This is a genomic window from Streptomyces sp. NPDC088746, assembly GCF_044751065.1.
Classification (GTDB): Bacteria; Actinomycetota; Actinomycetes; order Streptomycetales; family Streptomycetaceae; genus Streptomyces.
In genome coordinates this window covers 198,928-211,468 of sequence record NZ_JBIVLA010000005.1, presented here as the reverse complement: position 1 = coordinate 211,468, position 12,541 = coordinate 198,928, and the positions used below count along the sequence as shown (strand labels likewise).

Genomic DNA, 12,541 nt, shown 5'->3' with positions numbered 1-12,541 from the left:
GTAGGGGAGAAGCCGAATGGTCACGCTTGCCGAGGTCGCCCAGCACGCCGGAGTCTCCGCGAGCACGGTGAGCTACGTCCTCAGCGGCAAGCGGTCGATCTCGGCCGCCACCCGGGAACGGGTGGAACACAGCATCCAGCAGCTGGGGTACCACCCCAACGCCGGTGCGCGCGCCCTCGCCAGCAGCAGGTCCAACATCGTCGCACTGATGGTGCCCCTGCGTACGGACATGTATGTGCCGGTGATGATGGAGATCGCCATCGCCGTCGCCACCAGCGCACGCACACACGGTTACGACGTCCTCCTGCTCACCGGGGAGGAGGGGCCGGCGGCCGTCCGGCGGATCGCGGGCAGTTCGCTGGCCGACGCGATGATCCTGATGGACGTCGAACTGCACGACGAACGGCTGCCGTTGCTCCGTGACTCGGGCCGGACCGCCGTCCTCATCGGCCTGCCCGCAGACACCTCCGGGCTGACCTGTGTGGATCTCGACTTCGAGGCCACCGGGGCGCTCTGTGTGGACCACCTCGCCGGCCTCGGCCACCGCGAGGTGGCGGTGATCGGTGAAGCGGCCGCCGTCTACGAGCGGCACACCGGGTTCGCCGAACGGACGGTGGACGGCATACGGGCCAAGGCGCAGGAGACCGGGATACGGATCCTGCACCGCCCCTGCGAGGGCGGTTACGCCGCGATGGCTGGCACCCTGGGCCGGATCTTCGACGAGCGGCCGGGGACGACCGGCTTCATCGTCCAGAACGAGGCCGCCGTCGAGCCGCTGCTCAACCTGCTCCAGCAGCAGGGGCGGGCCGTGCCGGAGGACGTGTCCGTCGTGGCCATCTGCCCGGAACAGGTGGCCACACAGGCGTCGGTGCGGCTCACCTCCGTGGCCATTCCGGCGCAGGAGATGGGGCGCCGGGCGGTGGAACAGGTGGTGGCGAAGCTCGCGGGCCGGGGTACGGACGAAGTGGAGCTTCTGGAGCCCGTCCTGACGGTGCGTGCGAGCTCGGGACCGGCGCCGGTGTGATTGGCGAGGGGCGCCGCTCACCCGTCCGGGTGGAGTGTCTCCGGGCGCCCCGCCACGGGCCTGGCAGGGCACGGCGGGTGTGTGTCACAGGTGGTCAACAGGGCCTGTAGTGAACCTGGTTGCTGAAGATCCGGCGTGATAGCTTCGCGATCTGTCATGAAGGTGGTACCGGCTCTACGGGGGTGGTCGGTGGTGGGGAACGGGCTGTCCGGAGGGGATGGGCCGGGCGAGGCCAGGACGCGGCTCATCGTCGCGCTGGTCGACTTCCTGTGCGAGCAGGACTTCGTGACCGACCGCGACCAGTGCGGGCAGTTCATCGCCTTCGCCGCCGAGCACGTCGGTGTGGAGATCGTCTACCGACGGCAGAACCCGCGGACCGACATGCTGTCCTTCCTCCGGGAACTGCTGAAGCACGAGAAGGGTCTCGAGGCGCTGGTCTCCGCCGTGCGCGCGATCGCCGGCCACGAGTGTGCGGCCCAGCTGACACGGATCGTGGAAGCCGCCCTGTCGGCCGAGGAGTTCACCCCCGAGGCGGTGCGGGAGGCCCACCGGCTGCTCGGCGAGGTGTGGCGCGTCGAGGAGGCCCGCCTGCACACGATCCTGGGTCACGAACTCGGCGCCGACGTGCCGTTCGGCCGGACGCCGGTCCAGCTCTTCGACCACCTGTGCGCCGTGAACACCCAGGCCGACGGTCTGCCTCCGGCGCTGGTGCTCGTCGAGGCCACCGCGTCCCTGGCCCAGCCGGTGCTCCGCGAGGAGCTCAGGGACTGGTCCGACGCGTGGGCCCGTGAAGCCGGCCCGGACACCGTGCGGGCGCTGGAGGAGCGGAGGCGCGCGATGGCGGCCCGGCCGGCGGCCGACCCCTACGTGTCACGTTGTCTCGTCGTGATGGTGGAGCCCGCAGACGACAGTTCGGCTGATGTCTACGTACGTCACTGGGTCAATGCCGCGCCGGGGTACTGGGAGCCCGTGGCGGGAGACATCGAACGCACCAGCCTCGACGCCCTGGCCGGCGCGGTCGAACGGGCGATCAGTCAGGGCGCCTCACGCTGGGCGGATGTCTCGGAGAGCGAGAACGATCCCCCGGTGCAGATCGAGTTCGTCCTCCCCCTCCAATTCCTGAATCACGACATGGCGGGCATCAAACTGGGTACGCGGTCTCATGTCCGGATGCCCATCGCCCTTCGCTACCATGTCCATCTGCGGAGCCTGGAGCGCATGAGGGCCCGTGACACGGTGGAGCTCGGCCGGTGGCGGGCCCGGTGGACACAGCTCAAGAGGGTCGGCGTGGCGGAGACCCACCGGTGGCACGGGCAGCAGGGTGACCGTCTGGAGCACTGGCATGCCAGACTCGCGGGGAACCCGCGTCTGACCGCGGTCATACTCGATGTTCCCGCCCTGCCGGGCCACGGTATGGACGCGCTCAGCATCGCCATCGAGCAGGGGGTCGGACTCGCAGCCTGGGACCGCAGACCGGACAGCCCGGACCTGTCCGGCCAGGTGCTGACCCTTTTGCTCGCGCATCCGCCGGCCCAGCTCCCGTCGAAAGTCAGTCAGATCCGTCAGGAGGCCGAGGAGTTGGGGCGTGACAGCCTTTCCGTGGGTAAGTACATGGCGTTCTTCTGGGACGACCCGTACCGCCTGGTCGACTGCGAGGAGTTGACAGCATGACCGAGCAGGCCTCGGCAGCGCAGTCCGTCACGCCACCCTCCTGGAGGGTGTTCCACGCAACGGGGCAGCCCCCGGCCGGTGACCCGCCGGAGCTGCCGCAGCCGCCGCCCTGGCGGGTGTTCGCCGGAAGCCCGCTGCAGCAGGCCCCCCCGGACGACGCGCAGTCCGCGCTGCGCCGGCTCGGCACCGTGCAGGAGGGCCCGCAGTTACGCGAGGAGGAGATCAACGCGGTCAACGCCGCACTTCTGCTGCGGCGCCCCCTGCTGATCACCGGGCCGCCCGGCGTGGGCAAGTCCACCCTCGCGTATCTGATCGCCCAGGAACTGGGGCTCGGCCGGGTCCTGCCCTGGAGCATCGTCAGCCGCACCACGCTGCGCGGCGGGCTCTACGAGTACGACGCCATCGGGCGTGCCCAGGCCATCGCCGCATGGCGTGCCGGTGGCACCGTGGAGGCGGAGAGCGGCACGGGCAGCGCCCCCGACCTGGGGGACTTCGTGACCCTCGGCCCACTCGGCACGGCCCTGCTCGCCTACGAACGCCCCAGGGTGCTGCTCGTCGACGAGCTCGACAAGAGTGACATCGACCTGCCCAACGACCTGCTCCACGTCCTGGAGAACGGCAGCTACGAGATCCCGGAACTGGTACGTGCCGGCGTGGCCGAGCTGTCCGTCTTCACCGACGACCCCCAGGGCCGGGCCGTCATCGAGGCCGGCCGGGTCGAGTGCGCGGAGTTCCCGGTGGTCGTGATCACGAGCAACGGCGAACGTGAGTTCCCGGCCGCCTTCCGGCGCCGGTGCCTGCCGCTGGAGATGCGCCCGCCCAGCCGCGAACACCTCGTGTCCATCGTCATCAGCCACCTGGGCCGGCGCCCCGAAGGCGTCGACGGCCTCGTGGACGACTTCGTCAGGCGCCTGGAAGGCGGAGGCACCCAGTCCGTCGACCAGCTGCTGAACGCCGTCCAACTCACCACGGCCCACGGATTCCGGGACGACAGTGACGGGCGTAAGCTCATCGAGATGCTTCTCCGCGACCTCTCGAAAGGCCGCTGATGAACGGCTCGCCACGGGAACGCGCCCCGGACACGACGCCCGCGCCGAGCGGCGGCGACCTCCACGATACCGACGGCGAGGCGAGCTGGCAGGACCTCGCCGACGCCGTCTGGCTCGCGGCGGCCTGGCACCGTGCGGGCCGTGGAGCGGACGGGGGGACCGACCCGGACCCCGCGCCCTTACCGGACGGCATGGAGAGTGACTTCCCCGAGGTCGCGGCTCCTCCGTTCGAGCAGGGCGCGCAGGACACGGTGCCGGCGGCGAGCCACCCGGGCGTCGATCCACGGGACATCGAAGTGCTCGACGCCCACCCTTCACGGCAGGGCCGGCCCGACGCCCTCGCTCCGGACGACGCTCGCCCCACGCGGCGTGTCGTGCCGCTGCCTCTGGCCAAGGCCCTGCGAGGCCTGGGCCGACGCGTGCCCTCGCGCCACGAGAGCCGGCTGGACGAGGCCCGCACCGCCGAGAACGGTGTGATCGACGGACTGTGGATCCCCTACCTCGACCCGGTCCAGGAACGCGCCTTCGACCTGATGCTGCTCGTGGACAGGGCGCCCACCATGCCCGTCTGGGACAGCTCCTTACGCCGGCTGACCGACGAGGCGGTCCGCAGCGGTGCCTTCCGGGACGTCCGTACGGTCGACGTCCTGCTGCCCGGTGCGGCACCGCCCGAGCTGCGCTGGCCCGGTAACAGGCGGGCCGACCCGGCCGAACTCCTGGACGGCAGGGGGACACGGCTGTTCCTCGTCGTGACCGACGGGCTGGCACCCGGATGGGCCGAGGGCGGCGCCGACGAGCTGCTGGGGCGGCTCTCGGCGGCCGGGCCGACGGCGCTCGTCCATCTGCTGCCGCCGTACCTGCGCCACCGCTCCTCGGTCTACCCCTTCCGGGCGCGGCTCGACGCCGCCGGATTCGGGGCGCTCAACCGCCACTTCCTCTGCCACCCGCCGCACGGAGTACCGGAACACGCGCACATCCTGCCCGACACGGGTGACGGATCCGTGGCCGTACCGGTCCTCAGTCTGCGCCCCGGCTCGTTCCGCGCCTGGGCGGACCTGGTCACCGGCGAGCGCGGCGTACGCCGGACGCTGCCCGTGGTCCTGGCCGGTGCGATGGCGAAGGGAGTGGCCGCGGCCGGGCTGCGGGCGCCGAGGATCGAGGGCCCCCGCGCGGCAGCCGACGCCGTCCGCAGATTCGTCGCGCTGGCCAGCCCGCTCGCACGGCACCTCGCCGTCCTGCTGGCGGTGGCGCCCCTGCGCTTCGACGTCATCGAGGAACTGCGCGCCCGCGCCTTCCCCGAGTCCCGCCCCGAGCACCTCGCCGAGGTGATGATGGGCGGCCTGATCGACTGGGAGCGGGACGGAGAAGGCGGTCCCGACTTCGCCGACGGCATTCGTGAGGCACTGCTGGCCACCGGGAACCGCACCCAACTCGCCCGCGCCGTAGGCCTGCTAGCGGAATCGCGGGCCAGCCGGGCACAGGGCGTACGGCTGCGCGCCGCGCTGCGCGATCCGGCGCAGGCCGCGCTTCCGGACCCGGGGGGCGGCCCCGCGTGGCTGCGCATCGAACTGGCCGTGCTCCGCGCCCTCGGAGGCATGCCGTACCGGAGGCGCGCGGCGCGCGTCAACAGCGAGCTGTTGCACGGCGTGGGGGCGTCGGCGGGGGCGACAATAGATGATAAAGAGGCATCTGATGTGAATGAGACCGGCCCCGCTTCCCCGTCGCATTCGACGGTTCCACCAGGAGGATCTGTGTCGTCGACGACACCACCCGTAGACACCGAGCAGGATCGGGTCGAGGCGGGCACGCACACCCTTGCACCGGAGCTCCGGTTCGTCCGTACGGGCCAGCCGAAGATCATGGGCAACGTGCCACCGAAGAACCCGAACTTCACCGGGCGGGAAAGCCTTCTGGCGGCGGTGGAGCGGCAGTTGCGGGAGGACGAGACCACGGCCGTCCTCCCGCACGCACTGCACGGCATGGGCGGCGTCGGGAAATCGCAGATCGCCGTTGAATACGTGTACCGCCACAGCGGTGAGTTCAACGTGATCTGGTGGATCCCCTCGGAACAGGAGAACCTGATCCTGGGTGCTCTCGCCGACCTGGCCCGCAGCCTCGGCCTGGAGGTGGGACCGCAGGCCAACGCCGCCGTGCCCGCCGTGCGCGAAGCCCTCCGTACGGGCAAGCCGTTCGACAACTGGCTGCTCGTCTTCGACAACGCCGAGGACATCGAGGCCGTACGCTCCTACTTCCCCAACGGCGGGCCGGGGAAGATCATCGTGACCTCACGCAACCGCGAGTGGGAACGCGTCGCCACCCCCCTGAGCGTGGACGTCTTCGACCGTGAGGAGAGCATCGCACTCCTGCAGCGCCGCGCCCGCGGCCTCGGCTCCGGTGACGCGGACCGGCTCGCCGCCGCGCTGGGCGACCTGCCCCTCGCGGTCGAGCAGGCGGGCGCCTGGCACGCCGCCACCGGCATGCCGGTGGACGAATACCTGACCCTGCTGGACGAACGCCGACCCGAGATCCTCGAGCTCGACCCGTCGCCCGACTACCCGCTCCCCGTCGCGGCGGTCTGGGACATCTCCCTCGGGCGCCTCTCGCAGGACAACCCGGCGGCACGTCAACTTCTGGAGATCTGCGCCTGCATGGCGCCGGAGCCCATCCCGCTCAACCTCTTCAGGGGCGGACGCAACGTCGAGGTCACCCCCGAGCTCGACCCGGTCCTGCGTGACCCCCTGCTGCTGGCCCGCGCCACCCGTGACCTGAGCAAGCTGTCGCTGGTGAGGCTGGACCACAAGACCGCCACCCTGCAGATGCACCGGCTGATGCAGAACGTGATCGTGGCCAGGATGGACCCCGAGGAGCGGGCCAGGATGACGCGGGCGGCCCACCTGCTGCTCACGACGGCCAAGCCCGGAGCACCCGCCTCGCCGGACCAGTGGCCCGCCTACCAGGCGATCCTCCCGCACGTGATCGCGTCCGGGGCGGTGGAGAGCTCCGACGCGTGGGTCCGTGACCTCGTCTATGACATGGTGTTCTTCCTCTACTACTGGGGCGCGCACGAATCGGGCGCCGCCCAGGCGCGGCTGGCCTGGTCCGCGTGGCGTGCCCAGTCGGGTGACGAGGACCTGCACGTCATCAGGATCACCAAGCTCCTCGGGTTCTATCTGCGGCTGCTCGGGCGACCCGACGAGGCGATCGTGCACAACGAGCGGGCTCTCGCGATCTCGCGCGGCGCGCAGATTCCCGATGAGGAACTCATCGACTCCATGTGGCAGATGGCCGGGGCCCTGCGACACCGAGGTGAGTTCCAGCAGGCACGTGAGCTGGCCGAGGAGGCGTTCACCAGGGCGAGTGACCTGTTCGGGCCGGAGGACCCCACGACGCTGAGCGCGGCACACGACTTCTGCGTGACCCTGAGGCTGAACGGGCGTTTCGCCTCGGCGCGCGGGATCGACGAGGAGACGGCGCGGCAACGCGAACTGCTCTACGGCCCGGCGAGTGCTCTTACACTCAACACGTTGAGCGCACTGACACTCGACATCCGTGAGGCAGGCGACTACCTCGGCGCGCGTGTCCTGCAGGAGTCCAACTACCTCACCTATGTCACGAATTTCGGTGAGACCAACGCGGCGACCATCCGCGCCGCCCTGAACCTGGCCGTGTGCCGACGCAGGGCGGGTGTGGTGGAAGGGGGCGCGGCCCTCGCGGAGCAGACACTTGAGCGGTTCACCACCCGATACGGCCTGAACAACACCGACGCGCTCGGTGCCGCTGTCCATGCCATGGTCGAACGTCGGCTGCATGGTGACCTCATCGGGTCCCGGGAACTGGGCGAGCAGACGTTGACCGCTTACCGCCAGGTGCTCCGCGAGCATCACCCGTACACACAGTTCGCCAAGGTGAATCTCGCGGCGACGCTGCGGGCACAGGGAGACATCGACAGGGCCGAGGCTCTGGACACCGAGGCACTCCAGCACCTGGAGGCATCCCTGGGGGGTACGCACCTGAACACGCTGACCACGGCGATGGGCAGGGCCAACGACCATTACGCCCGGCTGGACTTCACACAGGCCGGCGCCGTCGACTCGACGGTCCTCCCCAAGCTCACGGAGACGGCGGGGGCCGACCACCCGCTGACCCTGGCCTGCACGGCCAACCTCTCCCTGGATCAGCGTGGACTGGGTAATTCGCAGGCGGCGGACCGGCTCAACTCGCAGGCTGTGGCCGGGCTCTCGCGAGTGCTCGGGGACGACCACCCCTGGCACACCGCGGCGAGGCTTCATCAGCGCATCGAGTTCGACATCGCACCGCTGCCGATGTGACGTCGAGGACGGCCGGGTGATCGTCAGCCCCGGCCGTCGCCCTCGTGGGTGACGGACGGGGCCGCAGCGAGAGTAACGGGGGCGTACGCATGACCACGGTGGTCTTCACACACGGCACTGGTGTGCGGGAGCCGCACCTGACCGCGCTGCTCACACGTGTCACATCGGGCCTCGCAGTAATCGCTCCGGATGCACGTGTGGTCGCCTACGACTGGGGCGGGCCGTACGGGGCGGCACTCGCGGCGGGCGGTGCCAGCATCCCGGCCGCCCCCGGCGCCGGGACCGGCCGGAGCACCGGAGAACCCGACGGCCTTGACGAGACCGATGAGTGGGCCCGGCTGTACGAGGACCCCTCCGCCGAACTGGCCACGGCCTCGGCCGGGTCCGGCCCGCACGTCACGCCGCCCGGTGCGGCGTTTCCGGACGAACGTCCGAGGTCGCTCCTGCGCGCGATCGCGGCACAGGGCGAGCCCCAGGCGGACGCGCTCGGTCCCGGACTCCGGGAGGCGGCATCGGAGTTGGTACGCAGCCCCCTGCTCCGTCCCGCCGCCGAGGCCCTGGATCAGGAAGCCCTGGCGTGGGTGCTGGCCCGGGCGCTGGCCGCCACCGTGATCGCCTCCGAACTCGTCGCAGACCGCCCCGCGTTGGCCGGTGGCGACATGAGGGACGCAGCCGTCGCCGCGTTGGCCGTCCGCCTGGGCGCCGCACCGGCGGGCACCGGCCGCGGCCCGCTGCTCCGGATGGCGGGACGGCCGCTCGTACGCCTCGGATCCCGCTACGCCGTACGGCGCCGGCGTGCACTCACGGACGCCGCGCACCCCGCCGCCGGCGACATCCTCAAATACCTCGCCCGGGGTGAGGACATGCGCCAGGGTCTGCGTGACCTTGTGGCCGCGCTGGACCCACCCGTCGTCCTGCTCGGCCACAGCCTCGGCGGCATCGTCTCGCTCGACACCCTCATATCCGGCCCGCTGCCCGGAGTCGAACTCCTCATAACCGTCGGCTCGCAGGGCCCCTTCCTGTACGAGACGGGGGCACTTCCCTCGCTCGCCCATCCGGATCCGCTGCCCGACCACGTACCGCCGTGGCTGAATCTCTACGACCGCCGCGACCTGCTGGGCTACGCCGCCGAACCGCTCTTCCCCGGCCGGGCCCAGGACGTCGCCACCGACAGCCGGCAGCCCTTCCCCGTGGCGCACAGCGCCTACTGGACCGACCCGGCCGTCTACCGTGCGATCGGGGAGCGGCTGCCGTGAACCGCGGAACGATCCGACCGGACCGAATCTTCGCCCTGGTCGTCGGAATCGAGCAGTACGCCGCCGGCTCCGGCTGGGACCTCCCGGGCCCCGCCCGGGACGCCCTGCGCTTCCGCGACTGGCTGCTGGCCCGCGGAGTGCCGGGCACCAGCATCCAGCTCCATCTCGCACCTCTGCCGGGCAACGCTCCCGACGTGCCGTTCCGGCAGGCCGACCACGACTCCCTGAGGCGCGCCCTCATCAAGGACGCCCCGGACAGCGGGGCGCAGGCGCTGTGGGTGTGGTGGGGCGGCCACGGCGTGCTGGACACGAACGAGAACACAGCGCTCTACACAGCCGACGCCACCCTCACCGACCGGCGCGCCATAGACGTCGATTCCGCGCTCACACGGTTGAGGAGCGATGCGACGCCGGGCCTCGGAGTGCAGATGTGGATGGTCGACGCCTGCCGCACCTTCGACGAGCAGCACCACTTCCCCCAGTCGCCGTCCACCGAGCGCTTTCCCACCGGGGCACGGATGGCCGCGCACGAGCAGACACTGCTGTTCGCCGCGGGCCGCGGGCAGCGGGCGGGCAATGATCCGGAGCGTCGGCTCGGCTTGTTCTCGGACATCGTTCTGCGCGAGCTGGAAGACGACGTGCTCCCGGAACCACTGCCGCTCTTCGGCGCGGTGAAGGCGAGGATGAGCGCGCTCCGGGAGGCGGGGCTCACCGACCAGACCCCCTCCCTGCGCCTGGAGGCGCCGGGGTACTCCGAACGCGTTCCACCGCTCCCGCCCGTCGGCCGGGCCCCTTCCGGCAGACCCGCGGAGCCTCCGGCCGCCAGGATCGTCACGGCACTGATGGCGTATCCGCTGATGAGTGACCGTGACGAACGGCAGACGCTGGTCAACGAGTTGCCCGCCGCCATCGTCGCCCGGATGCCGAGGCACCTCGTGCCGCGCACGGATGTGATCGGGATCTTCCGCGCCCTCAAGGCGCATCCGGACGGTCTCCAGCGCCTGTACGAGGCGGTGACGCTGATCGATGACGACCCCGTCCGTGCGGCCGAACTCAAGGCATGCATACAGGACTTCCTTGCGAACCAGGGGCCTGGAACCTGACCTGCTGGCGTGATCACACGGGTTTCGGGAAGGGGTCTCAGTCGTCATGATGGAGTAAACGGTGGCATCCTGTGCCACCGCTCGCGAAGGGGGAGCGCGCTTTGTATCAGCCGGTACTCGCCGAGGGCACATCTGATCACCTCGAGTCCGACCTCATGGATCTGGCCACGGTGCGCGTCGCTGATCTGCGCCGCCTTCCGGCCGCCCACGCCGGCCCTAGGCTGCTCGCGGAGCTGAGGCGCGCGCGCAGCAACGCCATGGGAGGCGGTGGAGAGCCGGGGAGGGCCGAATGAGCCGCCGCGAAGAATTCCGTCCACGACAGGGAGCGAGATGTACGCCCCGATCCGTATGCCCGGCACCCTGTTCGACGAGATCGCCACGGGCGGCGGCTCGCCCGAGGCCGTCGCGTTCCTGGTCCGGGGCGAGCGTACGCGTCGTCTCCTGCTCCTGCGTGAACTCTTCGACCTCTTCGACGCGGACCCCCGCATTCTCGGCCCCCTGGACGCACGGACGGTCTGGCCCACGCTGGAGGCCGCCGCGGACCGTGCCCCCGAGCCGGTCGAGACACTCCTGCTGACGCCCCAGGTCGGCAGCTGGCTCGCCCACACGCTCCGCCGGCTGCACGGTACGGCCTCCGGGCCGCCGCTGTGGGCCGACGCCGGGCAGATCGCCGCGGTGGCCGCGGCGGCCGCCGTACACGCGGGCACGGACGCCGAACTCCTCCTGCCCGCGCGGGGCGGAACCCTGGGACTGCCCGCCCTGGGCATGGTCCGGCTGCCCGGGCCGGACGAGGGCGATTACCACCCGGTGCGGGTCACGGTGTCCGGCGGAACCCTCACCGTACGGGCCGGGCACGGGCCGGACATCGTCGTCCGACCGCTCACCGGGCAGGAATCGCCGCACTGGCTTCCGGTGCACCGGCTGGACACCGCTCCGGGGGCGCCCACCGTCCAGCTCGACGACCTCGATCCCTATCGCGACCTGGACGAGCCGATAGCCCCCGGCCGTCTCGAACCGGCTGAACTGCGCTCCTGGCAGCGGCTGTTCCGCGACGCCGTCGCCATCCTGGGCCGGAGCGCGACGGCCGGGCCCGGCGGGCTGCGGCCCGAGGAGATCAGCCGCATCGTGCCCTGGAACGCCAAGCACGGTGACGTGCAGCTCCCCGTGCCCGCCGAGGGGCTCAGCGCCTCCACCGGTGACGCCTTCGCCTCCATGGTGATCGCCCGGCCGCCGGACGGTCTCGCCCTCGCGGAAACCCTCGTCCACGAATTCCAGCACAGCAAACTCGGCGCCCTGCTCCACCTCTTCCCCCTCCTCGACGACGACCGGACCGAGCGCCACTACGCGCCCTGGCGCGCCGATCCCCGGCATCTGCCCGGCCTCCTCCACGGTGCGTACGCCTTCGTCGGCGTCACCGGATTCTGGCGGCAGCGGATCGGGGACACCGGGGCGGACCCGCACGGGCGGGCGCCGTACCTCTTCGCCCTGCGCCGGCTCCAGACCCGTATGGTCCTGCGCACGCTTGCGACACAGGCCCGGCTCACGGAACCCGGTCTGCGGCTGGTCACCCGGCTCTCCGAGACGGTCGACGGCTGGCTGGGGGAACCGCTGGAACCCGCGACCGTGGCCAGGGCGCGGGCGTGCGCCGTCAGCCACCGGGTGGAGTGGCGGCTGCGCAACCTGCGGTGCGGCGAGGACGACCGGGGGACACTCCTCAAGGCGCTGCGCGCGGGCGCCGCCCACGTGCCGGGTGGTGAGGCGCTGGTCGTGCGGGAGCCGGGCCGTGCGTACTGGCAGGACGACCGCGCCCGTCTCTACCAGCTTCGGGAGTTCGAGCCAGGCCGGTCACCGTCGGCCGACGAGCTGCTGGTCGCGGGGGACGCGGAAGCGGCACGTGCGGCGTACGCCGTGCAGCTGCGCGGACCGGGCCCGCTCGATCCGCACGCGCTGTCCGGCTGGCTCCTGGCGCACACGGCACTGCACCCGCGCGACCGCCGGCTGCTGGCCCGTCCCGAGCGGTTCGCGGCGCTGGCGGAGGGGACCACGCCCGACGACTGGACTCGCACCGCGCGCTGGCTGGCAGGCGGCCCCGAAGCGCATTGACGCCGTT

At 71.4% G+C, this 12,541-nt stretch carries 8 protein-coding genes; all 8 read left to right on the top strand.

Annotated features, from left to right (window positions below):
• The first annotated feature begins 16 nt into the window (after positions 1-16).
• The 8 genes from ACIP63_RS23315 (at position 17) to ACIP63_RS23280 (ending at position 12,534) form a co-directional block, all read left to right on the top strand.
• Positions 17-1,024, top strand: coding sequence for a LacI family DNA-binding transcriptional regulator (locus ACIP63_RS23315; protein ID WP_401518694.1), 1,008 nt, complete (start codon positions 17-19; stop codon positions 1,022-1,024).
• A 156-nt stretch (positions 1,025-1,180) separates the two neighbouring features.
• The gene (locus ACIP63_RS23310; protein WP_401518691.1) at positions 1,181-2,695 is read left to right on the top strand and encodes a hypothetical protein; all 1,515 of its coding nucleotides are present in this window, start codon (positions 1,181-1,183) and stop codon (positions 2,693-2,695) included.
• Entirely contained in the window at positions 2,692-3,744 is a 1,053-nt protein-coding gene (locus ACIP63_RS23305; protein ID WP_401518689.1) for an AAA family ATPase, read from the top strand. Before ACIP63_RS23310 ends, ACIP63_RS23305 begins: the two co-directional genes overlap by 4 nt.
• The gene (gene fxsT / locus ACIP63_RS23300; RefSeq protein WP_401518686.1) at positions 3,744-8,072 is read left to right on the top strand and encodes an FxSxx-COOH system tetratricopeptide repeat protein; all 4,329 of its coding nucleotides are present in this window, start codon (positions 3,744-3,746) and stop codon (positions 8,070-8,072) included. The genes ACIP63_RS23305 and fxsT overlap by 1 nt, the downstream gene beginning before the upstream one ends.
• A gap of 89 nt (positions 8,073-8,161) precedes the next feature.
• A complete protein-coding gene (locus ACIP63_RS23295; protein WP_401518683.1) occupies positions 8,162-9,328 on the top strand; it encodes an alpha/beta fold hydrolase in 1,167 nt (388 codons plus the stop codon).
• Positions 9,325-10,431 (top strand): caspase family protein, encoded by a 1,107-nt coding sequence (locus ACIP63_RS23290; RefSeq protein WP_401518681.1) that lies wholly within the window; start codon positions 9,325-9,327, stop codon positions 10,429-10,431. The genes ACIP63_RS23295 and ACIP63_RS23290 overlap by 4 nt, the downstream gene beginning before the upstream one ends.
• A 101-nt stretch (positions 10,432-10,532) precedes the next feature.
• Positions 10,533-10,724, top strand: coding sequence for an aldo/keto reductase (locus ACIP63_RS23285; RefSeq protein ID WP_401518679.1), 192 nt, complete (start codon positions 10,533-10,535; stop codon positions 10,722-10,724).
• 37 nt (positions 10,725-10,761) lie between these two features.
• Positions 10,762-12,534 (top strand): HEXXH motif domain-containing protein, encoded by a 1,773-nt coding sequence (locus ACIP63_RS23280; RefSeq protein ID WP_401518676.1) that lies wholly within the window; start codon positions 10,762-10,764, stop codon positions 12,532-12,534.
• Positions 12,535-12,541 lie beyond the last annotated feature (7 nt).

Coding starts and splice junctions, on each gene's coding strand:
- ACIP63_RS23305 (WP_401518689.1), top strand. CDS start 2,692: ATGACCGAGCAGGCCTCGGCAGCGCAGTCCGTCACGCCACCCTCCTGG.
- ACIP63_RS23295 (WP_401518683.1), top strand. CDS start 8,162: ATGACCACGGTGGTCTTCACACACGGCACTGGTGTGCGGGAGCCGCAC.
- ACIP63_RS23315 (WP_401518694.1), top strand. CDS start 17: ATGGTCACGCTTGCCGAGGTCGCCCAGCACGCCGGAGTCTCCGCGAGC.
- fxsT (WP_401518686.1), top strand. CDS start 3,744: ATGAACGGCTCGCCACGGGAACGCGCCCCGGACACGACGCCCGCGCCG.
- ACIP63_RS23280 (WP_401518676.1), top strand. CDS start 10,762: ATGTACGCCCCGATCCGTATGCCCGGCACCCTGTTCGACGAGATCGCC.
- ACIP63_RS23310 (WP_401518691.1), top strand. CDS start 1,181: ATGAAGGTGGTACCGGCTCTACGGGGGTGGTCGGTGGTGGGGAACGGG.